Annotated in this window: 24 protein-coding genes; 14 read left to right on the plus strand and 10 right to left on the minus strand. The window is 63.1% G+C overall.

Features of this window, described 5'->3' with window-relative positions; translation table 11 throughout:
• Window position 1: 1 nt before the first annotated feature.
• Both SO180_RS28005 and SO180_RS28010 read right to left on the minus strand, forming a co-directional pair.
• The gene (locus tag SO180_RS28005; protein ID WP_449382061.1) at window positions 2-949 is read right to left on the minus strand and encodes an AAA family ATPase; all 948 of its coding nucleotides are present in this window, start codon (window positions 947-949) and stop codon (window positions 2-4) included.
• A gap of 145 nt (window positions 950-1,094) precedes the next feature.
• On the minus strand, window positions 1,095-1,295 hold the full coding sequence (locus tag SO180_RS28010) for a hypothetical protein (protein WP_449382062.1): 201 nt from the start codon (window positions 1,293-1,295) through the stop codon (window positions 1,095-1,097).
• 227 nt (window positions 1,296-1,522) lie between these two features.
• Here SO180_RS28010 and SO180_RS28015 point away from each other — a divergent pair, with 227 nt between their 5' ends.
• Window positions 1,523-2,497 carry a quinone oxidoreductase family protein gene (locus tag SO180_RS28015; RefSeq protein WP_449382063.1) on the plus strand — a complete coding sequence of 325 codons (975 nt, stop codon included), beginning with the start codon at window positions 1,523-1,525 and terminating at the stop codon, window positions 2,495-2,497.
• A gap of 40 nt (window positions 2,498-2,537) precedes the next feature.
• On the opposite strand, the gene SO180_RS28020 is transcribed toward SO180_RS28015, so the two are convergent.
• Both SO180_RS28020 and SO180_RS28025 read right to left on the minus strand, forming a co-directional pair.
• Complete coding sequence (locus SO180_RS28020) at window positions 2,538-2,813, minus strand: hypothetical protein (RefSeq protein WP_449382064.1); 276 nt, start codon at window positions 2,811-2,813, stop codon at window positions 2,538-2,540.
• 117 nt (window positions 2,814-2,930) lie between these two features.
• The gene (locus SO180_RS28025; protein WP_449382065.1) at window positions 2,931-3,542 is read right to left on the minus strand and encodes a S24 family peptidase; all 612 of its coding nucleotides are present in this window, start codon (window positions 3,540-3,542) and stop codon (window positions 2,931-2,933) included.
• Between the two features lie 172 nt (window positions 3,543-3,714).
• Here SO180_RS28025 and SO180_RS28030 point away from each other — a divergent pair, with 172 nt between their 5' ends.
• Window positions 3,715-4,230 (plus strand): GcrA family cell cycle regulator, encoded by a 516-nt coding sequence (locus tag SO180_RS28030; RefSeq protein ID WP_449382066.1) that lies wholly within the window; start codon window positions 3,715-3,717, stop codon window positions 4,228-4,230.
• A 53-nt stretch (window positions 4,231-4,283) separates the two neighbouring features.
• Window positions 4,284-4,871, plus strand: a complete 588-nt coding sequence (locus SO180_RS28035) for a hypothetical protein (protein ID WP_449382095.1) — start codon at window positions 4,284-4,286, stop codon at window positions 4,869-4,871.
• 46 nt (window positions 4,872-4,917) lie between these two features.
• On the opposite strand, the gene SO180_RS28040 is transcribed toward SO180_RS28035, so the two are convergent.
• Window positions 4,918-5,274: a hypothetical protein gene (locus SO180_RS28040; RefSeq protein ID WP_449382067.1), complete on the minus strand. Its 357-nt coding sequence runs from the start codon at window positions 5,272-5,274 to the stop codon at window positions 4,918-4,920.
• A gap of 202 nt (window positions 5,275-5,476) precedes the next feature.
• Between SO180_RS28040 and SO180_RS28045 the strand changes: the two genes are divergently transcribed.
• The 3 genes from SO180_RS28045 (at window position 5,477) to SO180_RS28055 (ending at window position 7,159) form a co-directional block, all read left to right on the plus strand.
• On the plus strand, window positions 5,477-5,941 hold the full coding sequence (locus tag SO180_RS28045; RefSeq protein WP_449382068.1) for a hypothetical protein: 465 nt from the start codon (window positions 5,477-5,479) through the stop codon (window positions 5,939-5,941).
• 566 nt (window positions 5,942-6,507) lie between these two features.
• Window positions 6,508-6,690, plus strand: coding sequence for a hypothetical protein (locus tag SO180_RS28050; protein ID WP_027528419.1), 183 nt, complete (start codon window positions 6,508-6,510; stop codon window positions 6,688-6,690).
• Between the two features lie 127 nt (window positions 6,691-6,817).
• Window positions 6,818-7,159 carry a phasin gene (locus SO180_RS28055; protein ID WP_449382069.1) on the plus strand — a complete coding sequence of 114 codons (342 nt, stop codon included), beginning with the start codon at window positions 6,818-6,820 and terminating at the stop codon, window positions 7,157-7,159.
• 287 nt (window positions 7,160-7,446) lie between these two features.
• Here SO180_RS28055 and SO180_RS28060 read toward each other — a convergent pair whose 3' ends face one another.
• Window positions 7,447-7,764 (minus strand): c-type cytochrome, encoded by a 318-nt coding sequence (locus SO180_RS28060; protein WP_449382070.1) that lies wholly within the window; start codon window positions 7,762-7,764, stop codon window positions 7,447-7,449.
• Between the two features lie 72 nt (window positions 7,765-7,836).
• Between SO180_RS28060 and SO180_RS28065 the strand changes: the two genes are divergently transcribed.
• Window positions 7,837-8,061 carry a hypothetical protein gene (locus SO180_RS28065; RefSeq protein WP_449382071.1) on the plus strand — a complete coding sequence of 75 codons (225 nt, stop codon included), beginning with the start codon at window positions 7,837-7,839 and terminating at the stop codon, window positions 8,059-8,061.
• Here SO180_RS28065 and SO180_RS28070 read toward each other — a convergent pair.
• Complete coding sequence (locus tag SO180_RS28070; RefSeq protein ID WP_449382072.1) at window positions 8,058-8,888, minus strand: alpha/beta fold hydrolase; 831 nt, start codon at window positions 8,886-8,888, stop codon at window positions 8,058-8,060. The two genes, SO180_RS28065 and SO180_RS28070, sit on opposite strands and share 4 nt — an antisense overlap.
• 121 nt (window positions 8,889-9,009) lie before the next feature.
• Window positions 9,010-10,806: a ShlB/FhaC/HecB family hemolysin secretion/activation protein gene (locus SO180_RS28075; protein WP_449382073.1), complete on the minus strand. Its 1,797-nt coding sequence runs from the start codon at window positions 10,804-10,806 to the stop codon at window positions 9,010-9,012.
• Between the two features lie 131 nt (window positions 10,807-10,937).
• Here SO180_RS28075 and SO180_RS28080 point away from each other — a divergent pair, with 131 nt between their 5' ends.
• Genes SO180_RS28080 through SO180_RS28090 form a run of 3 tightly spaced genes read left to right on the plus strand, consistent with a single transcriptional unit; the run spans window position 10,938 to window position 16,228 of the window.
• The gene (locus tag SO180_RS28080; RefSeq protein ID WP_449382074.1) at window positions 10,938-12,170 is read left to right on the plus strand and encodes a FecR family protein; all 1,233 of its coding nucleotides are present in this window, start codon (window positions 10,938-10,940) and stop codon (window positions 12,168-12,170) included.
• Between the two features lie 59 nt (window positions 12,171-12,229).
• The gene (locus tag SO180_RS28085; protein ID WP_449382075.1) at window positions 12,230-14,986 is read left to right on the plus strand and encodes an EAL domain-containing protein; all 2,757 of its coding nucleotides are present in this window, start codon (window positions 12,230-12,232) and stop codon (window positions 14,984-14,986) included.
• Between the two features lie 60 nt (window positions 14,987-15,046).
• Window positions 15,047-16,228, plus strand: a complete 1,182-nt coding sequence (locus SO180_RS28090) for an OpgC domain-containing protein (RefSeq protein ID WP_449382076.1) — start codon at window positions 15,047-15,049, stop codon at window positions 16,226-16,228.
• Window positions 16,229-16,230: 2 nt separating this feature from the next.
• Here SO180_RS28090 and SO180_RS28095 read toward each other — a convergent pair whose 3' ends face one another.
• Complete coding sequence (locus SO180_RS28095) at window positions 16,231-16,491, minus strand: hypothetical protein (RefSeq protein WP_449382077.1); 261 nt, start codon at window positions 16,489-16,491, stop codon at window positions 16,231-16,233.
• Window positions 16,492-16,759: 268 nt separating this feature from the next.
• On the opposite strand from SO180_RS28095, the gene rocF reads away from it, so the two are divergent.
• From rocF to SO180_RS28115, 4 genes are all read left to right on the plus strand, one after another.
• Window positions 16,760-17,737 carry an arginase gene (rocF, locus tag SO180_RS28100; protein WP_449382078.1) on the plus strand — a complete coding sequence of 326 codons (978 nt, stop codon included), beginning with the start codon at window positions 16,760-16,762 and terminating at the stop codon, window positions 17,735-17,737.
• A 161-nt stretch (window positions 17,738-17,898) separates the two neighbouring features.
• Window positions 17,899-19,158, plus strand: coding sequence for a sulfite dehydrogenase (gene soxC / locus SO180_RS28105; RefSeq protein ID WP_449382079.1), 1,260 nt, complete (start codon window positions 17,899-17,901; stop codon window positions 19,156-19,158).
• Window positions 19,145-19,684, plus strand: coding sequence for a c-type cytochrome (locus tag SO180_RS28110; RefSeq protein WP_449382080.1), 540 nt, complete (start codon window positions 19,145-19,147; stop codon window positions 19,682-19,684). Before soxC ends, SO180_RS28110 begins: the two co-directional genes overlap by 14 nt.
• A 106-nt stretch (window positions 19,685-19,790) precedes the next feature.
• Entirely contained in the window at window positions 19,791-20,072 is a 282-nt protein-coding gene (locus SO180_RS28115) for a hypothetical protein (protein WP_449382081.1), read from the plus strand.
• Window positions 20,073-20,076: 4 nt separating this feature from the next.
• On the opposite strand, the gene SO180_RS28120 is transcribed toward SO180_RS28115, so the two are convergent.
• Window positions 20,077-21,291, minus strand: coding sequence for a mandelate racemase/muconate lactonizing enzyme family protein (locus SO180_RS28120; protein WP_449382082.1), 1,215 nt, complete (start codon window positions 21,289-21,291; stop codon window positions 20,077-20,079).
• Window positions 21,292-21,607 lie beyond the last annotated feature (316 nt).

Below are 21,607 nucleotides of genomic sequence, written 5' to 3' on the forward strand. Positions count from 1 at the left end.
ATCAACCGAAGACGTTCGACCGCGCCGCCTTGGCAATGAACGTCGTGACGTGGGGCGCCGCCGCCTCGATGTCGGTCTCGTATTTCAGGAGCACGTTGAGCGTGTCCCTGACGGTCTCTGTATCGAGCTCGCCGGCCTGCAACAGCACCAGCACGCGCGCCCAGTCGATAGTCTCGCTGACCGAGGGCAGCTTTTTCAGGTCCAGCGTGCGGATCTCGTGGATGAAGCCGACCATCTGCCGGCGCAGCGTCTGCGAGATGCCGGGCACGCGGCTCTCGACGATGCGCTCCTCCAGCCGCTGCTCGGGGAAGCCGATGTGCAGATGCAGGCAGCGCCGCTTCAAGGCGTCGCCGAGATCGCGCTCGCTGTTGGAGGTGAGGATCACCGTCGGCGGCGTGATCGCCGAAACGGTGCCGAGCTCGGGAATGGTGACCTGGAAATCGGACAGGATCTCCAGCAGCAGCGATTCAAACTCGGCGTCGGACTTGTCGATTTCGTCGATCAGCAGCACGCAGCCGCCGGGCTGCTCGAGAGCCTGGAGCAGCGGGCGCGGTTCGACGAATTCCTTGGAGAAGAACACGTCGCCGAAATCATGCAACTGGTCGAGCGCGGCGTGCAGAGTCTGCGCTCCGCCGAGGACTTCGCCGAGCTTGTCCTTCAGGATCTGGGTGTAGAGAAGCTGCTTGGCGTATTTCCACTCATAGAGTGCCTTGGCCTCGTCGAGGCCTTCGTAGCATTGCAGGCGGATCATCTTCATGCCGCGCCAGGCGGCGATCGCCTTGGCAAGCTCGGTCTTGCCGACGCCGGCGGGACCCTCGACCAGGATCGGCTTCTCGATCTGTTGCGACAGATAGACTGCGGTCGCGATCTGCCGGCTCGCGATATAGCCTTGCGCGGCGAGGCCGCTCTCCACTGCCTCGATCGAGGTCGAGGGCTTCTGATCAGCCACGAATGGGCGCTCCCGATAGTCTACTTGAGGCTTGTTCTGCCCCCCTTCCGGACAAAGGACAAGCCTCGATTATCGGGGAACACGTTGCACTGACGGCATTTTTCCGCTCAGCGCAAATACCCGAGCGCAGGGCTCGGCGTCTTTATCAGTGACGCAGCAGCTCAGGTTTTTGAATGGTCTGCCGCAGTTCGCCGCCGCAATCGGCGCATTCGTAGACGAAGTCGATCTTGGCAAGGCTCCAATGCGGCTCAACCTCCCGCACATACATTGGCAGGAACCCCATGCAGCACGGGCAAATCACAGGCGCGATCTCGATGTCCTGATGATGCTGTACATAGGCTGGCATCTCGGCTCTCCTTCGCAGGCGACCATCAAACCCCGCGCAGAATCTACTGCCGGCGGCGTAAGCGCCGTCATCAACTCTTTCGAACAGAGGCGGAACGGCCGGCATTTGTCCACCGCTGTGACATTCTTGTAACGTCTCTGTACTGTAACGGGCGGACTAAATGCCTATTTCAGAGACCGATCAGCTTTCTTCCGACGAGCACTCCAACAATAAGGGAGCAAACACCCATGACCCATGCCATTCGTTTTCACAGAACCGGAGGTCCGGAAGTCCTGGTTTGGGAGCAGGTTGAGGTCGGCAAACCCGGTCCGGGCGAGGCGCGCATCCGTCACACCGCGGTCGGTCTCAATTTCGTCGACATCTATAACCGCTCGGGTCTCTATCCCGCGCAACTGCCGAGCGGGCTCGGCAGCGAGGCGGCCGGCGTGGTCGAGGAGGTCGGACCCGGTGTGACGGATTTGAAGCCGGGTGATCGCGTTGCCTACGGCGCCTCGCCGCTCGGCGCCTATTCCGAGGCGCGGCTGATCCCGGCCGACCGGTTGTTGAAGCTGCCCGATGGCGTCGACGACAAGACCGCGGCGGCGATGATGCTGAAAGGGCTCACGACGCAGTACCTGATCCGGCAGACCTATCGCGTGAAGGCGGGCGACACCATCCTGCTGCATGCGGCAGCGGGCGGGGTCGGCTTGATCCTGAGCCAGTGGGCGAAGCATCTCGGCGCAACAGTGATCGGCACGGTGAGCAACGACGAGAAGGCCAAGCTCGCGAAAGCTCATGGCTGCGACCACGTCATCATCTATACACGTGAGGATTTCGTGAAGCGCGTCGACGAGATCACCGGCGGCAAGAGGGTTCCGGTCGTCTATGATTCCGTCGGCAAGGATACTTTCCTGAAGTCACTGGACTGCCTGGCGCCGCTCGGTGTCGTCGCACTGTTCGGCCAATCCTCCGGCGCGGTCGAGCCGCTCAATCTCGGTCTGCTCGCACAGAAGGGCTCGCTCTTCGTTACCCGTCCGACGCTCTTCACTTACGCGGCGAAGCGCGAGAACCTGGTGGCGATGGCAGGCGAGCTGTTCGACGTCGTGAAGTCCGGTGCGGTGAAGATCGAAGTCCACCAGACCTATCCGCTAAAGGACGCGGCGAAGGCGCATGCCGATCTCGCGGCCCGCAAGACCACGGGATCGACCGTGCTGCTGGTGTGATACCGGGTCAGATGGTGATGCGGGCCGCTCGCGGCCTGCATCACGACCGTTCGTGCTTGCGCAGGTCCCGGGCGTGATCGAAGCGGGTCACCTGGAGGTCGACCTCGCCAGGCGCAATCTCAGGCGGCGCGGCCTGCGTGAGGATGTCCTCGGTCACGTCCTCGACCGCGGACCCGCTGATTTCGTGGATGAAGCAGATGTTTCCGTATTCACCGGAGGCGACGCGCGAAACGACCTCGCGCCGGGTGACTTCGGGATCGACAACCGCTTCGCGGCCGCGGCGACCATAATCGATCATCACGACGAAATACTGCATCAAAAATCCTTGCCCGCCTCGAGGCCACCTGCAGTATTTCTGAAAATAAGAACATAGTCAAGCCTCGATTTCCAAAAATCGGAAATCGAGGCTTTGCGGTCTCCGGCAGGCCACGTGTTACTTGCTCTTGCCCTTGCGCGCGCGGGCGGACTTGGCGCGCAGACGCTCGAGCTGGCCCTTGGGCATCGTGAGGCAGATCTCGCCGACCCACTCCAGCTTCACGCCGACGATCGGCTTGACGTTGAAGCTGGCGAGATTGACGACGGAGGGGGTCTTGCCGCGTTCGATGGTTTTCAAATAGCGCTCCCCCGTTTTCAGCCGGACCACGGCCTCCTCGCCATAGAAGCTCGATAGCGGGAAGCGCTGCTCCTTGTAGACCACGATCACGTCGCCGTTCTCGTACTTGGGCAGCATCGAATCGCCCATGACCTCGAACGCCACGGTCTCCTCCATGATCGGGAAGGGCAGCACGATGTCGCCAAGTCCTTCCGGCGGGACCTGCTCATACTCCGGCTCGATGACGGCGCCGGCGCCGACCCGGCCCATGATCGGCGAGAGATTGAGCTCAAGGTATTCCATGATCGGCAGGATTTCCGAGGCCTTGACTAGGCGCTCGCCGCCGAGGATTTCGGAGACAGCGCCGGGGCGGACGCCCATGGCCTGGGCCAGCCCGCCCTTGCTCTTGCCTGACCGCTTCAGGCCCCGTTCGATCATTGTCGCGTCCATCATGGTGATTTCCTCGCTTGTCGAGCTTTCGTGACTATCTTAACCCGAAATTCGGAATTATCTATTACGAATATCAGAATTCTGGCTTGACTTTGTTCTTCGGAATATCGGAATGTGTGGCTCGCCTCCGGAGTGTCGTTCGGACCAGATGAGGCGCATCACAGGGCAAGACAGTATGGAACCGGGCAACTGGGCGTCGGAGCATTCCGACGCGCTGCGCGACTATTTTCTCAAGGGAATGTCTTTCGCGGAGATCGGGAAGGAGATTAACGCAAGATTTGGAACGAATTACAGCCGCAACGCGGTGATCGGGCGGGCCAAGCGGATGGGGCTTGCCGCGCCCAAGCAGATGCAGGCTCCGCCGATCGCGCCGCATCTGCCGAATGGACTGCAGTGCTGGCCGACCCCTGCGGGGAGAGGCGAGACGTCCAAGCCGCCCCTGGTGCCGGCCGAACCGGTCAAGCTGCGCTGCGTCGGGATACGGCCGCGGCTGGTCTCGCTGCTCGCGCTCGAACCCGGCGACTGCCGCTATCCGTATGGCGGGGACAAGGACGGGGAGTCGATCGCCTTCTGCGGTCATCCCCGGCGCCCGGGCTCCAGTTATTGCACGCCGCATTTTCACCTGACCTCCGGTCCCGAGACGGCGCGAACGACCGGCCCGGTCATCCTGCGGCTCGTCGCGGCTGCCTGAACCTGGCCGCCCCGTGCTGGGAATCCGATTTCCATCGTTTTGTGTCAAGGAGTATCCAAGTCGCACGTGCCAAACGCAGCAAAACCTTTAGCCTCGGAGGGATCTACGACCGCAGGTCACGCGACTTGGCGCTCCACGCCGAAGTGGCGGAAATCGAGGTCGACGATCCCTTGGGCCTTGATCCCGGCGAGAAAATCATCGCGTTGCGCTCGATTCGCAACGATCCGCTGGGCCGGCTCCACGCCCATCACCAGATCGACGAAGCGCAGTATCGCGGCGGCCGTGCGTTCCAGAACGACTGGGAGAAGGCGGAGCGGGGTCCGCAGGCGGTCGACCCCAGCCGGGAATATGTCGACGGCACCCTCGGCCGGGAGCCCGTCACCGAGAGCCAGCGCAAGGCGGTGCTGCGGCTGAACCGGGTCGAACGCGAGCTCGGCACGGACGGCGCTGCGCTCGTGCACGATGTCCTCGTGCTCGGACTGACGATGGAGCAGGTCGGCGAACGCCGCGCGGTACGCAGCCAGCGCTGGAACGACTATTTCTCCAAAAGGTTGCAGGAGTGCCTGGATCGGTTGGCACAGGTCTACGGCTTTGCAACCGACGGCGGCGCGACGAGCCCGCCCAGCTCCAAAGCGCGATGAGATCGTCGTCGCGCTTCAGGTTATTGTTCGAGCGTGATCACGCATGTCACGGATGCGGCATGATCTGGTACGGTGTCGTGTAGGGTTCGACGCGGAGCGAGGCGTTGGCCAGTAGTCCGATCTTGGCGGTCGGCGCCTGCTGCATCTCGCCGTTCTGGCCGCGGTGGACGTTGTATTGCCACACGGTGAGATCGCCCTTCTGCGCCAGCGCATGTGCCACGGCGCTGGCGTCGGTGCCGCCGAGCGCCTGGAGTTCTTCGGCGTTCAGTCCGATGACGATTTCATCCTTGACGGTAACGATCTTGAACAGGTTCATCTTGGCCTCCTGCGCCCATGCGCCGTGCGATGCGAAAGTGAAAAGCGCAACGGCCGCGCCTTTGATGAGATTGCCGCGAGAAAGCATGCCGTCTTCCTTTGCTGGACGCGCGCCCGAATCGTTAGTCCAGAAGTCAGCCATGGCGCCCGTGACGTGCGTGGCCGTATCGCACTGGGCTCTTGGTCGTCCGCTTGCGAATGGCGGTTCATGCCTTTGAAAAATATCGTAAGACGGTGAACCGCGATGGGGCGCGCCGTGTCCAAGTACGAGACTAAAAAGGGGACCTCAGATGAAATTCGCCGGCATCGTCTGCTTTCTCGCTTCTCTGGCTGGGGCCGGCGCCGCTCACGCAACCGACCCCTCCTACGTCGGAAGCTGGAAATTCACGAGCGCGGTGGTGGCGCCTTGGGCGGATCCGCAGCACAAACCCGACAGCACCGAGCAGGCGCGGTTGATGGGCAAGATAGTCGTCGTCGCGGCCAAGGAAATCTCCGGACCGCGCCCCTTTGCCTGCGCCAAGCCGCAGTACAAGCTCACCGACTACGGCGCCGACATGATCTTCCAGGGCGCCTTCGACGAGTTGCAGCACTCCAGCAAGAAGGCCGATCCGAAGGCGCTCGCCGCCTCTCTCGGCTTCACCGGCGCCAAGATCAAGACGCTCGAGACGGGGTGCGAGATCGATTTCCACTTCGTGGATGATGGGACCATGGAAGCGGGCCTCAATGATTACGTCTACACGCTGAAGAAGCAGTAGCCCGATCGCTGCTGCAGTAGCGGCTATCCTTCGAGACGCCCGCCTTTGTAAGGCCCCTCAGGATGAGGTCTGATTTCGTGGGGACGTATTAGATCCTCATGGCGAGGGGCCCGCAGAGCTGGCGTTTCGAACCGTGAGGCCCCCGGGCACGTTCATAGCTTTCCACCGGGGGCCACCCCTCAAATCGAATTAATATGTGAGTATCGTCCCCGCCCGTTCCAGGTTCATATTGGGAAACAAAATACGCCGGTTGTCGCATTGACGCAGATCAAGCCAAGGTGCAGCTATGACCTGCTGAATCCTGTCGCGGACGGGGGTGGACCGGGTCCGTTATCCGGAATTGCCGAGGTGCGATGACGACGAAGCAACCCTCTCCCAGCAGTTTGGCTTGCCGGAAGGGTTGTTCCTTGTCATAGTTGCAACCTCGTCGGGTTCGCCCGAGCCGTTGGGGTCATTCGGTTTGGCGGTCCGCCCGGGGTCGCCCGGCCGAAAGCCGTTCATGTCCGAGGTTGGTTCTCGAACGACGTCTGCCCTCTCACGAAGGCCGTTCCTTTCATAGGTGCGAGATGAAAAACCTCAATTTCGCGACTGAACTGCACCTGAAGCTGGGGGCGCCCGCGAGTCAAACCGTCGAGAGCCTGCGACTGCTGCGCGCATTTCTCAAGCTCGCGCCGCGCCAGCGTTTCGAGGTCATCAAGCTGGTGGAAGACCTCACCACCGAAGAGATTCCCGAACATCCGCTTTCGTGAGGGGGTGTCGCCGGACGAAGTCCCAACCAGAGCCGACCGCCCCAGGGATCCCTGACGCCAGCCGAGCCGCTGGAATGCGATCCGATAAGTGTGATAAATCAGTCAGGGACAAGGGGAGGACGGCGACATGATCGAACCGAAGCTCGAAGTTCCGGCCGAATTGCGCGACCTGGCCGAGAAGACCATTGATCAGGCGGAAAAAGCCTTCGGCCTGTTTTTCGATGCTGCCACCAAGTCGATGTCATCAGTGCCTGGAACCGGTACAGAGGTTTCCAAGCAAGCGCTTGTTTTCACCGAACAAAACATGAAGGCGGCGTTCGAGCACGCGCGCAAGCTGGTTCACGCAACCGATCTCCAGGAAGCAATGCGCATCCAGTCCGAATTCCTGAGAAGTCAATTCACCAACGCCGGTGAGCATATGCGACAGATCACCGGCAACCTGATGCAGCCCGGCAAAGGCAAGTCCTGAACCACGGGCGGCGCGCGTGCTCACGAATTGATCTTGCGTGAGAGCGTCGCGCGGAATTCAATTGCAGGGCAGGTCCATGATGGCCCACCGGATGAGCATATCATCCGCCGTCCGTCATCCTTTCTGCTGATCCCTGTCGGCTCAACCGGCAGGGATTTGCCTTTGAGGAGCGGGTGGTTGTTTGAGCGTGCTCTCCGCACAAACGCGTTCCGCGGTTGTCGCGAGGGAAAGCCGCTTCGCACCTTGCGCGAACGCGACCCTCCGGGTCTGGATCATGCTCTCGCCCGCTACTGGCGTAGCGAGCCGATATAGGCGGCAATGTCGCCGGCCTCGATTCGGCTCAATGGAAAGTTTGGCATCTTCGGATGCGGATCGAGCAGGAAGAAGGCCAGCTTCTCCGGCGTGAAGTCGGGTCTGCGCGCGATGGCGGCAAAGGCGGGGACGTCGGCGCTCGCCTGTTTCTGTTCACTCGTCACGACGTGGCAGCTCGCGCACCAGCGCTTGGCAAGGTCGGCGCCGTGATCGGCATCGGCGGCGAAAGCCGTCGATCCGGACAGGCCGCTTGCGATGATCAGAGTGGAAAGCCGTCTGACAGGCGCGCGCATGAGGCGTCCTTGAACTATTTGTCCGGTGTTCGTGCTCAACCGCAGCACGATCCGGGGAATTGCGAGAGATCGATGCGGACGATGATCGACCGGATCAGCCTGCGGGTGGAGCGGAAGAGGCGGCGAAGGAAGGCCGGCGCAGCCGCCGCGGGCAGCCTTAGACTTTCTGTGGAGTGCGACATCTGGGCTTCCTCGACGCTCAAGGTTCGCCTTGTCGCGTATTCGGGGGCGTACCGCCTTGATCTGCCGCAAGCCGGCTTGGCCGGGGTGTGGCCGTCGACTGACGAGCGGGCCTAGTAGTCGCCGGGGTTCATGATCATCGGGCTCGTCGTATCGGCCGGCGCGAGCTCGCTGCTGGAACTGCTGCGCAGGAACTGATCCAGCGTAGCCTGGATCTTCTCCTTCACCGAATCCGGGCCGCGGTCGCTCAGCTCGGTATGCTGCGCGCCGGTATTGATGATGTCGATGCCGCGCAATTTCGCCTGCTCGGGCGTTGGCAGAACGCCGGGATCGGTGACGAACTTCGGGTCCTTGGAGCGGAATGACAGGATCTTGAGGTGATCGTTGAGCACGAAGGGCACCCGCAGATTGTCGAGCGTGATCACCTTGGCCACCAGCTCAGGATGCTGATGGGCGACATACATGGAGACGTCGCCGCCGTTGGAATGACCGACGAGCGTGATGTGATCGTATTCCGCGTTCTCCTGCTGCTTCTTCAGTTCGTTCAGGACGAACAGGATGTTGGCCTCGCAGCGCATGTAAACGCCCTTTCGACCGACATAGGGCTGACCGACCTTGGTCATCAGGGGCGGATCGGTCGGCAGATCCTGCTGGATGCTGGCCACGAGATATCCGCGCGCAGCGAGCACGTTGGCGAGGAACGAGTACTCGGTCGCCTTGACCGTGTTGCCGTTGCTGATGACTGCGAGTGGAAGCTTCCAGAGGCCGAGATTGGCCTTGGTCTCGTAGTCGCGACGCACGGCGACGTCGACCGAGACCGGCCGCTGGCGCGCGGCGTCGAACAGATTGAGCGTCTCGTGGCGGATCGCGAGCTTGCTCACGGCGAAATACTCGCCCGCAGCAAGAACGCAAAGGAACGCCAGAATCGCAAAAGCCCTTTTCATCGTTTCATCCCGATCACTTTTCGCAGAGGTAGTGATGGGGAACTCACGGATCGATCGATTGTGAGGGCGGGACGGGATTAAATTTAGGCAAGCTTGACCGCACGCAAACGAAGGCGGGGAACTATAGGCAGTTTGCCTTGCCCCGCTCCGGGCAGAGTCTGAAGGCGTTCGATAGCGTGAACAGGAACCGCGCGTTCCGCCGCTCATTGTCGGGCGCGCGGTAGCTGAGCGGAACAGCGACGGCAAGATCAGCCCGCAAATCCTCCGACAGGAACAGACGTATGCCGGCGCCGGCGGATGTCAGCGACAGCCCCTCGCTCGGCTGATAGCCGTCGTTCCACACCACGCCGGCATCGGCAAAGCCATAGATCTGGTAGCCGGTCCAGTAGCGGAAGTTGACCGTCTGGTCGAAGCGGAGCTCGAACGATCCGGCAAGCCCGTTGTCGCCGCTGATTTCGGCGGCGCCATAGCCACGGCCGAAGGCGGCGCCGCCGAGATAGAATTGCTGCGACGTGAACAGCGGCCGGGATGCGGTCTGGCTCGCGCCTGAAAGCTTGATTGACCACGCGTCGGTGAGAGTCTGATAGCGCGTGAACCAGGCGTTCAACACCGAGAAGTTCGCCGAGGCGCCGTCGCGCGACAGCAGGTCGTCGCTCCAGTGCGAGGCGCCGAAGATGTCGAGCCCCTGGCGATAGGTCAGCGTCAGATAGTTGGTGCCGCCGAAGCGGTCCTGCAGCCGGTAATCCGAGGTCAGGCTCGCGGTCCTAATATGGTCATTGTACCACGGCCCAAACATATCGTGTTCCGATACGTTGCTGAAGGTAAAGGCCGAGGTGAGGGTGAGCGAAGATGCCTGCGACTGAAGCGGGACGACGCTTGCCCGTAGTTCGAAGGCTTCCGTCGTCGTGATGTCGCTGTCGAGGCGACGGGCATCGCCCGGCCGCACCGCGCTGTACAGGATAGAGGCGCCGAGCCGCACGCCGTCGACACCAACCGGCGCGTCATAGGACAATCGCCCGAAGCCAAGTTGACGCGGATCGTTTGCGATCGTCGACAGGTTGACCGCCAACGTGTCGCCGGGCGCGAGGTAAGAGTTGAAGGCTCCGGTCGCATAGGTCTGCCACGGTCCGACCGATGCCGATCCAAGATTGTCCAGGCCGAACGATGTGAAGATGTGCCAGGTCTTCAGGAAGACGGTGAGGCGGAAACGGCCGCTCGCGGTACCGATCTCCTCGAGCGCAGTATCGGCGATCCGCACGCCCGGCCATCCGTTGATCAGATAAAGCTGGCGTTCAAGCGTGGCGAGGCGCGAAGGATGTTCGGCGAGGACCGGATCCAGCATCGGACGGACGCCGAACTGCTCGGCGCCATCGCCTTTCAAGTCGGTCTCGACGATGGAGCCTTCGATCACCTGAATCCGGACGCGTCCATCCTGGATGTCCTGCGGTGGGATGATAGCCCGGCTCAGATGGAAACCGTTGGAGCGATAGAGATCGCTGATCGCGCCAGCGATCGCCGCGAGGTCCGCCTGCGAGATCTGCTTTCCAAGATACGGTTGCCAGGTGCTGGCGATGCGGTCACGCTGAATGCTGTCCTCGCCAACGATGCTGACGCCGCGAAGCACGAATTGCGGCCGGGCATCGGCGCCGAGGTCGGGTCGGCCGAGACTCGGTAGTCTTACGGGGGTGCGGCCGCGGGAGTCCTGATCGGATTGTCTGTCGAAATATTTTTCGGTCTGTCGAGGATCGAAGCCCGGCTGGTTCGCCTGCTGCGCGAGAGCTTGCGGAATTGCCGCAAAAGTCGGCACAAGCAGGCCCATTGCGGTAACAAAATGTCTCCACCGGCCTCTCCATCGGGACCGATCTCCGTAGTTCAACTGAGTCGTTCCCCGGGCATGGTAAGAGATCGTTAGGCGCATGATTTTTCATAGTTTTTTATGGTCAACGATTGGTTAACGGGGCCATGGATCTTGCCGCGACTCCGGCTAATCCTATCTTGAGACATCTCCGATAAACCTCAGGCCGGCTCTTAGGCGGACTGAGGACTCATATGCTCGGCAAAGATGGAATGCGGCGCACCCTCCTGGCTGCGTTCGTACTGGGATTTGCTTCCAACGCCTTTGCCGCGGATGGCGGTGTCTGGTCGGTCAGCAAGGCGTCGGGCGAGGTCTGGATCGCGACCGACGGCGTCCAGCAGGTCTCGCTCAAGCAGGAAGAGACGCTGAAGCCTGGCGATACCATTCGGACCGGGCGTAATGGTCGCGTGCTTCTGGTGCGCGGCGAAGAGACAATCCTGATCTCACCGAATTCCGTCGTCGCTCTGCCGACGGAGCAGAAGGACGGACTTTCGACCACCATCGTGCAGCAGGCGGGCTCGATCCTGCTCGAAGTCGAAAAGCGCAACGTCAAGCATTTCGAAGTCGAGACGCCCTATCTCGCCGCCGTGGTCAAGGGCACGCAGTTCAGCGTCACGGTGAACGCCGACAGCACCAAGGTCGGCGTCGTCCGCGGGCAGGTCGAGGTCTCCGATTTCCGCACCGGTCAAATCGCCCGGGTGATGCCAGGCCAGGCTGCGACGGCCTTCGAGCATGACAAGCCTGGCCTCAACCTGAGCGGCTCCGGCACCTTCAATCCGATCGAGCAGGGCAAGCCGCGCGCTTCGACCATCGAGCGAGTGCCGGTGCCGAAATCGGGCCTGCCGGCCCCGCGCAACGCCGCGAACGGCCACACCTTCCACGCTCTCGCGCACATCGAGAGGGGCAAGGCAGCCGGAGCGGCTTCCAAACCCCAGAATTCGGCGAGCGGGTCTTATGTCAAGTCGGGCGTGGTCCGCATCTCAGGCGCGCTTGGCGAGGTGAAGCTGAATTTCAGCAAGGTGACGCACGGGCTCGCGCGCGGATCGGTTACAACTGCCGCCGTCAGAAGTGCGTCAAGCTCCAGCACCGACACCGTCTGGAGTGACAGCAGGACGAGCACGACGACGGTCTCCAACAGCGCCGGCCAGACGGCGGTGACGACAAGCAGCAGCGGCGCGAGCAGCAGCACGAGCTCCTCGAGCACGACCACGACCACGACGACGACCGCGACAACCGCAGGTTCGTCGAGTGATAACTCCAGCAGTGGAAACTCCGGTAACGGGAACGGAAATTCCGGCAACGGCAATTCCGGCAATGGTAACGGAAACAGCGGTGCCACCGGAAACGGTAAAGGCAACAACGGCAACGGCAACGGGAATGGCGGGGGCAACGGCAGTAACGGCAATGCCAACGGCCACAAGCACTGAGGCCATTCCGTAGGGGATCAAGGGGGCGCATCCGGATCGAGCCGGATGCGGGGGACTAAGTGAAACGCTATCGACCGCATATTCTGGTTGTGGCTGCGCTTGCTGTCGTGCTGTCCACGGGATGGCACGGCGCGCTGCGCAGTGCGCTCACCGATTTGCGCTTCGCCTGGCAATCGCGCGCGGCGAGCGGCGATATTGTGGTGGTTGCGATCGATTCCGCATCGATCGACCGGATCGGCGTCTGGCCGTGGCCGCGGCAGCTACATGCCGAACTCCTGCGCAAGCTCGAAAGCGCCGGTGTTCGCGACGTCGCCTTCGACGTCGATTTCAGCACACCGTCCGATCCTGCATCCGACCAAGCTTTCGTCGAGCCGCTGAAGGACGTCGGCGGTTCGACGATCCTGCCGTCCTTCAAGCAGCCGGCACCGAACAGCGGCAGCAGTGGGATCCACATCAACCGTCCTCTGACGCCATTCGGCGAACAGTCGTGGCCGGCCGTCGTCAATGTTACCGTGGAGCCCGACGGGCTGGTTCGACGCTATCCTTTCGGCGAGAGGCTCGGCGAAGAGTTCGTGCCCTCGATGGCGGCGGTGTTGGCGGGGCAATATGCCAACCGGAGCTCGCCGTTCCTGATCGATTTCTCGATCCGTGCGGCATCAATTCCGCGCGTCTCCTTTGCCGACGTGCTGCGCGGCGACGCCACGACGCTTGTCAAGCTGAGGGACAAGAAGGTGCTCGTCGGGGCCACCGCCCTCGAGCTTGGCGACCGCTTCAGCGTACCCAACGGCAATGTCGCATCCGGTCCCGTGCTACAGGCGCTGGCGGCGGAATCGATCCTTCAGCATCGCACGCTGCGCTCGACCTCCGATACCGGCATGATCCTGGGCCTCGGTGCCCTGGCCTTGCTCATGATGTTCTCCTGGCGCCGGCTTGGTCCGGGCGTTCGGGTCGTGATCCTCGTTGCGGCGGCGGCGGCAGTCGAGCTCGTCGCTGCCCTCGCGCAGCTGAAATGGCCGCTCGTCATCGACACGTCGCTGTTCCACATCGCGACCATCGCCTATCTCACGGCGATCGCGCTCGACGAGATCGATTTCCGCAGCCTGCTCGGTCGCATCGCCGAGAGCCGCTTCCACCGCATCGCGATGTCGCTTGGCGACGGCCTGATCTGCACCGACGAAAATCACATGATCACGGTGTGGAACCCCGGCGCGAGCGCGATCTTCGGCTACATGCCAGCGGAAATGATCGGCCGCCCCTTCGAGGCGCTCTGCGCAGCGTCGATCGACGGAGCGGGCAAGCGTTTCTCGATGCGAGACGCTGCACGTCAGGCTTTGCTGGTCCCGGGCGGGGCCGTCGTCGTCGAGTTTGAGGGACGGCGCAGGAACGGCGAGGTATTTCCGGTCGAGGCCAGCTTCTCGGGCTGGCAAGGCACAGACGGTTTCCAATATGGCGCGATCCTGCGCGATATCTCGGTCCGCAAGCGCGAGGCCGAACGTGTGAAATATCTCGCCGAGTACGACTCGCTCACCGGCCTTGCCAACCGCAACACCTTGCATGCGGCGCTCGTCGACCTGGTCGCGACGGCGAAACGGCAGTCGCACGAGATCGCGCTCCTGGTGCTGGGGCTCGACGGCTTCCAGCAGATCAACGATGTGTTCGGTCATGCGGCCGGTGATCTCGTGCTCAAGGCAGTCGCCGCGCGGCTGCGGACCGAGGCCGGAGACAATGCGATGGTCGCGCGGCTCAGCGGCGACGAGTTCGCGATCGCGATCGACTGTGTCGAGGCCAATGAGCCGATCGCGGTGTTCACCGAGCGCGTGACACGCGCATTCGAGCTGCCGCTCGTGGCCGGCGCGCGCCAGCACCGCGTCAGGATCAGCGTCGGGGTCGCGGTCTATCCGGACGGCGGGCAGAACGCCGACGACCTCCTGAGCAACGGCCATCTCGCACTCTACCGGGCGAAGACGACCCACCGCGGCGGCTGCGTGATCTTCGAGAGCACCATCAGAGAGGAGCTCGAGAGCAGGCTGACGCTGGAGAGCGAGCTCGCGCAGGCCGCGGACCGCAACGAATTCGAGCTGTTCTACCAGCCTCAGGTTCGTCTGGTCGACGGCGCGCTCCTCGGCGCGGAAGCGCTGATCCGGTGGCGTCATCCGTCGCGCGGCTACGTCTCGCCGGCGGAATTCATGCCTGTCGTCAATACGTCGGCGCTCTCGGAACGGATCGCCAGCTGGGTGATGGAGACGGCCTGCAAACAGGCGCGGGCGTGGGAGCTCGCCGGCAACAACGTCCGTGTCGCGATCAATCTGTCGCCGTCGCAGCTTCATTCCGGCGATCTCGCGCATTCGGTTGGCGAATTGCTCGCCGCCACCGGCCTCTCGCCTTCGCTGCTCGAGCTCGAGGTGACCGAGGATATCCTTCTCCTCGACGAGGCGCGGGTGCTCGACATGTTCAAGCGGATCCAGGAGCTCGGTGTCCGCGTTTTGTTCGACGATTTCGGCACGGGTTACGCGAGCTTGAGCTATCTGAAGAAGTTTCCGCTCGACGGGCTCAAGATCGACCGCTCCTTCGTGCTCGATCTGCTCGCCGATTCCGACGACGCGGCGATCGTCAGCTCGACCGTCGGACTGAGCAAGCAGCTTGGCCTCTCCGTGATCGCCGAAGGCATCGAGAACCGCGCCACGGCCGACTTCCTGGTCAGCATGGGATGCGAGGAAGGGCAGGGCTATTTCTTCGGCCGCCCGATGCCGGCCGAAGCATTTGGGCGTCAGTTTCTGACGGCGCAGCCGATCCAGGAAGCCGTCGGCGCCGCCTGAGTGCGACGCGCGGCGGTACAGACAATCCCGGCAGAATCAGTATCATCAGTCTCGTGCGACATGCCCGTCGTTTCGAGGCTCATCGAGATCGTGACGGATTATCAGCCGGAGCTGGCCAAGGGAGCACTTCTGCACAGACAGAAGGGCCACCGCGATCTGCGATTGGACGTCTGCCGCGGATTGGCGCTGTGGTTCATCTTCATCGATCACATCCCGGACAATTCGCTGGCATGGCTGACGCTGCGCAACTACGGCTTCAGCGACACCACCGAGGTGTTCGTCTTCGTCTCCGGTTACACCTGCATGCTGGCCTATGGCGGCGGCCTGCCGGAGCAGGGGTGGCTCACGGTGATCGTCCGGGCGCTGCGGCGCAGTTTCGAGATCTACTGCGCGTTCCTGCTGCTGTTTGGGGCCTATGTCGCACTGGTGTGGCTCGTCGGCGGTGGCGAGCGCTACGTCGATGAAACCAACACGGGCTTCTTCTTCAAGGACCCCGGCGCGGCGCTCGTGCATGCGGCGATGCTGCAATATACGCCCGTCAATACCGACATCCTGCCGACCTTCGTGCTGCTGCACCTCGCATTTCCGCTACTGCTGTGGCTCCTCATCCGCATCCCCACGACAACGCTGGCCGCTTCGTTCCTCGTGTACCTGATGGTCCAGCTCCGGAGCTGGCACGTGCCGGCCTGGCCGACGGGTGAGCTCTACTTCAATCCGTTCGCATTCCAGCTCCTGTTCGTGTTCGGCGCCTGGTATGCGGGCGGCGGCGGTAACATGATCAGACCGCTGGTGCAGTCGCCGGTAACTCTGGTGCTCGCGCTGTTCTATCTGCTGTTCAGCCTGGTCATCGCCTTGAGCTGGCAGTTCGATGTGCTGACACGACTGATCCCGGACGACGTCTCGGAATGGATCTATCCGATCTACAAGAGCCACTTGGCGCCGGTGCGCCTGTTGCACTTCCTCGCGCTGGCCGTCGTGGTTTCGCGGTTCACGTTGCGGAAGGAACGCCGACCGGTGCCGCCGCTTGCGATCGCGATGATCCGCTGTGGCGAGAACTCGCTTTCGATGTATTGCCTGGGAGTCCTGCTGTCCTTTGTCGGTCAGGTCTTCCTCAGCGATGTTTCCGGCGGTTTGGTCGCGCAACTCTGGGTCAGCGTTGCCGGAATCGCGGTGATGATCGTCGCCGCCACACTGGCGACATGGGAGGCGCAGCTCGATCGGCGCGGACCGAAACTGTTCTGACGTTAGCGCCGGCGCGCAATCGCGACGCCGAACAGGAACGCGACGAAAAGGCTCGCCAGCGGAGCCTCGCGGGTGATCGCGGCAACCGTCGAAAGCGGCTTGCCGGGCCTTCGCGCCTCTTGGATGGCCGCGGTGAGGCGATCGACTGCGGCATGCAGGCCGCCGGCGACCTCGCCGATCGTGCGGGAGACGTCGGTTGCGGCATCGACGGCGCGCTCGGCTAGGCCTGGCTGCGAAACTGGTTCCGGTATGTCCACGCTCAAGGCTTGAGGCCTCCACAGCCGCGAAATGACAGGGACCGGCACCTTTGGCTATCCTCGCGAGCGCTCGTTTTGAACAGCGGGTCCGAAGACCTTTGGCTATCCGCGACTGGCGCCGTCTTGACGGCGGGTGCCGGCCTGCACTGGAAATGCGGTGGGCGAGGTTTGGTTCCAGCGATGTCGGCCCGCGACAGCATCAGCCCCGGGAAACGACGGACGCGAATCTCTGTTAGGCTGACGCCTCAGCGCAGACCTGATCAGGGAGATGGTCGTGACCGATCGCACAACATCGGATCGAACCAGGCGCATTGCGCTGCTCGGCGCTCCCATCGACATGGGGGCTTCGCAGCGCGGGACGCTGATGGGTCCTGCGGCCTTGCGGACCGCCGGCCTTGCGACCTTGCTGGAAAATCTCGACTTCGAGGTGGTCGATCATGGCGACCTTTCGGTCGCCGGCATTCCCGATTCCAGCGACGAGCCGCCCCAGAATGCCAATCACTACCGCGAGATCCAGCGCTGGACACGGGTCGTGAGCCATCGCGCCTACGAGGTCGCGAAGACCGGCGCGATCCCGATCTTTCTCGGCGGCGATCACACGCTGTCGATGGGCTCGGTCAATGCCATGGCGCGTCACTGGCAAGAGCGCGAGCGCAAACTGTTCGTGCTCTGGCTCGACGCGCATGCCGACTACAACACGCCGGCGACGACGATCACGGCGAATATGCATGGCATGTCCGCGGCGTTCTTGTGCGGCGAGCCCGGTCTCGATGGGTTGCTCGGCAAGGAGCCGCGGGCCTCGATCGATCCCGGCCAGCTCGAGCTGTTCGGCACGCGCTCGATCGACAAGCTCGAGAAGGAGTTGATGCGCACGCGGCGCGTCCGCGTCGCCGACATGCGCCAGATCGACGAGTTCGGGGTCGCCGTCCTGATCCGGCGCTTCATCGAGCGGGTGAAGGAGAGCGACGGCGTGCTGCACGTCAGTTTCGACGTCGATTTCCTCGACCCCTGCGTGGCCCCCGGCGTCGGTACCACGGTGCCGGGGGGGGCGACCTACCGCGAGGCGCATCTCATCATGGAGCTGCTGCACGATTCCGGCCTGGTCCGGTCGGTCGACATCGTCGAGCTCAATCCGTTCCTGGACGAGCGCGGGCGCACCGCGCGGACGGCGGTCGAGCTTATCGGGAGCCTGTTCGGTCAGCAGATCGCGGACCGCCCGACGCCGAGCAACGCGATCTCGCCGGGTGAGTAGAGCCGATCAGATCGTTCATGCGCTGCGGCACCGGGAAGGAACTCCTCCGCTCGAGTGTGGATTTAGATCAGCCGTCGCGACGATCGCCTGATTTTGAAACGCACGCGAATTGCCAAGGCGCTCGGAAGGCGATTTCATGCGGTCGACCACGAGGGCCCGCAATGACCAAGACACGAACGACTGCCGGCATCGACGCGGCCACGCGCCGTCGTTTCCTCAGGTCTGGCGGCGCGGCACTCAGTGGAGTCGTTCTCGGCAGCGGGGCCGCCAAAGCGGACAATCTGCCGCCCGACATTCCCGAATGGATGAAGGTGCCAGGCGAGCCGATGGGCAGTCAGCCCTATGGGACGCCGTCGCCGTTCGAGAAGAACGTCGTCAAGAACATCTCGAAAAGCCTCAAACAGTATTTATCCGCGTCGAGCCGGACGCCGCTGCAGGAGCTCGACGGCATCATCACGCCGAGCGGGCTATTCTACGAGCGCCATCATGGCGGCGTGCCGACGATCGATCCGGCGCAGCATCGCTTGATGCTTCATGGCCTGGTGGAACGTCCCCTGATCTTCAGCATGGACGACCTGCGACGCTTTCCGTCGCAATCGCGCATCCACTTCCTGGAATGCTCGGGCAATCCCGGCTACACGAAGCCTTACGGCAAGACCGCCTCTGACCTCGTAGGCCTGGTGAGTTGTGCCGAGTGGACCGGCGTGAACCTGAAACTGGTGCTCGAGGAAGCCGGCCTCAAGCCCGAAGCCAAATGGGTCGTGGCCGAAGGCGCCGACGCCGCCGCGCTGACGCGCAGCATCCCGATCGAGAAATGCCTCGACGACGCCATGCTGGTCTACAGCCAGAACGGCGAGCGGCTGCGGCCGCAGCAAGGCTATCCGCTGCGGCTCTTCCTGCCCGGTTTCGAGGGCAACATGAGCGTGAAATGGCTGCGGCGCCTGCACGTGACGTCGGAGCCCACCTATTCGCGCGAGGAGACCTCGAAATACACCGACCTGCTGCCTGACGGCACCGCGCGCGAGTTCTCCTTCTACATGGAGGCCAAGTCGATCATCACGCGTCCCTCCGGCGGACAGCGCCTCGACGCGCCCGGCTTTCACGAGATCACCGGCATTGCCTGGAGCGGGCATGGCAGGATCACCCGCGTCGAGGTGTCCGTCGATGACGGCAAGAGCTGGCAGTTGGCGCAATTGCAGGAGCCGGTCCTGACGCGCGCGTTGACGCGCTTCCGCTTTCCCTGGCGGTGGGAAGGCAAGGCCGCCGTGATCCAGAGCCGCGCCATCGACGAGACCGGCTACGTCCAGCCGACGCTTGCCGAGCTGCTGGCCGTGCGCGGCGAAAACTATTTCTACCACAACAACGCGATCTGGCCCTGGCGCATCGCAGAGAGCGGCGAGGTGACCAATGCGCTGGCGTGAAGCGCACGGCATCGCCGTCGCGGTCCTGCTATGGGCGTGGACGAGCGACGCCTCTGCGCAAAGTCCTTACGGCATCGGACGGCCGGCATCGCCCGCGGAGATCGCAGGCTGGAACATCGACATCGGACGCGACGGCAGCAATCTGCCGGAGGGGCGCGGCACGGTCAGTCGGGGAGGCGAGGTGTTCGCTCAGCAATGCGCGTCCTGCCATGGCGACAAAGGCGAGGGCGGTTTGGGCGATCGGCTGGTCGGCGGGCAGGGGACGATCGGCACGGCGAGGCCGATCCGTACCGTCGGCAGCTACTGGCCTTACGCAACGACGCTGTTCGACTACATCCGCCGCGCCATGCCGCAGAACGCACCGCAATCTCTCAGCACTGACGACGTGTATGCGGTGTCGGCCTATATCCTCAGCCTGAATGGACTGGTGGCCGCGGATGCGACGCTCGACGCCAAGGCGCTCACCGCGATCAAGATGCCGAACCGCGACAAGTTCGTCGGTGACGCGCGTCCCGACGTGAAGTGAGCTTGCGCGACAATCGCTGGGTTCCGAAGGAACCGCGCCGTTTGAGACGGAACCACGCGCGACCTCATTGAATTAACCCATGAGAGGAAACAGCCCAGAGTGTTCGATGGCAACAAGCTTCACGAACTCCCTTGCTATTGCGCTTCGCCATCCCGGCGTGATCGCGCTGATCGTCGCCGGCGTTACCATTGCCGCGATGCTGCTTGTCGACCATGGCCCGTGGAGCCGGGCCAAGACGCAGTCGGCGCAGGTCGCGATGTATCACACCACGGGTGAAGCCGCGCGTGCCGCGGGCGCCATGGTGCTGCCGACCGATCCGAAATCTCCGATCGAGCCGGTGCGTCCGGGGCCGAAGGCATCCCCGGCCGTCAACCCCATAACGCCGTAGTCCTTCAGCTCTTGCGGCCGTAGCTGAGCAGCCCGCCGTGGGTCTTCGGCGGGTGCGCGGCAAGCGCCTCCTCGTTCGGCTCGGTGCCCCAGCCCGGGCGGTTCGGAATGACGAGATGGCCGTTCGCGATCTCCGGCTCGTGCGTGAAGAGCTCGCGGTCCCACGCCAGGCGGTCGATGTCGATCTCCATGATGCGCAGGTTCGGCATGGCGGCGCAGAAATGCGCGTTCATCATCGAGCAGAGATGGCCGTAGAAATTATGCGGCGCGACGTTGACCTCGAAGGCTTCGGCGACTGAAGCGATCTTCATCGACTGCCAGACGCCGTTCCAGGGGGTGTCGACGATCGCGACGTCCATGGCCTGCTCGCGGAAATAGGGCAAAAATTCGCGCAGCCCCAGGAGCGTTTCGCAGGACGAGATCGGGTGCGGGCTCTGCCTGCGGATATAGCCGAGCGCTTCCGGATTGAAGCTGTCGATCTCGACCCAGAACATGTCGATGTCCGCGATCGCGCGCAGGATCTTCAAATAACCTTCGGTCTTGGCGTTGAAGTTGCAGTCGAGCAGGATCTCGACGTCAGGACCGGCGCCGTCGCGGATCGCCTCCAGATGCATGTGCAGGTCGCGCAGGATTTTGCGATCGACATTGATCTCGGGCAGGAACGGCGAGCCGAAGCCGGGGCGCCAGCCGGTCGGCTTGCCCTCGTCATAGGAGAAGATGTTGGTCTTGAGCGCGGTGAATTTCTTCTCGCGCACCTCGCGGCCCATCGCCTTGACGCCGTCGAGGCTTTCGATCGGCGGCTTGTACCAGGAGGGATGATTGATCCGCCACGTCGCGCAATGCGACCAGTACACGCGGACGCGATCGCGGATCTTGCTGCCGAGGAGCTCGTAGCAGGGCACGCCGAGACATTTGGCCTTGGCGTCGAGCAGCGCGTTCTCGATCGCACCCAGCGCCTGCGCCACGACGCCGCCGGCGGCCGGCCGCGTCGCTGCGAACAGCTCGGCATGGATGCGCTCGTGCTGGAAGACGTTTTGCCCGATGACGCGGCTCGACAGGCGCTGGATCGCGGCGCCCACACCGGGCGAGCCAAAGCCTTCGTCGAACTCGCTCCAGCCGACGATGCCGTCTTCCGTCGTCAGCTTGACGAAATGGTAGTTTCGCCAGCCGGCATCGCAGGCGAGGATTTCGATGGCAGTGGCTTTGGATGATGTCGTCATGTCGCTCCCCGGCGGCTGCTTGATGAGCCTTGTTGATCTCCGCGCAAACGCTTCGCGTTTGTCGCGCTTGATTTGGCGATGCGGCGACCCGGCTTTCGCACGACGCCCGCAGAACCTGTTCGTCTTACCGCGTCATAAGACCCTCATGGTGAGGAGCGCGGAGCGCGTCTCGAACCATGAAGGCCCGGATCTCGCCGCGGCCATCCTTCGAGACGCGCGTTCCGCGCTCCTCAGGATGACGAAAGCAGTGTTTGTCACGCAATAGAATTAGGCTAAGGCGCGAGCCCCGAGAAGCGATGGAGGCGCGCAGGGCTTA

Source organism: Bradyrhizobium sp. UFLA05-112 (genome assembly GCF_053572325.1).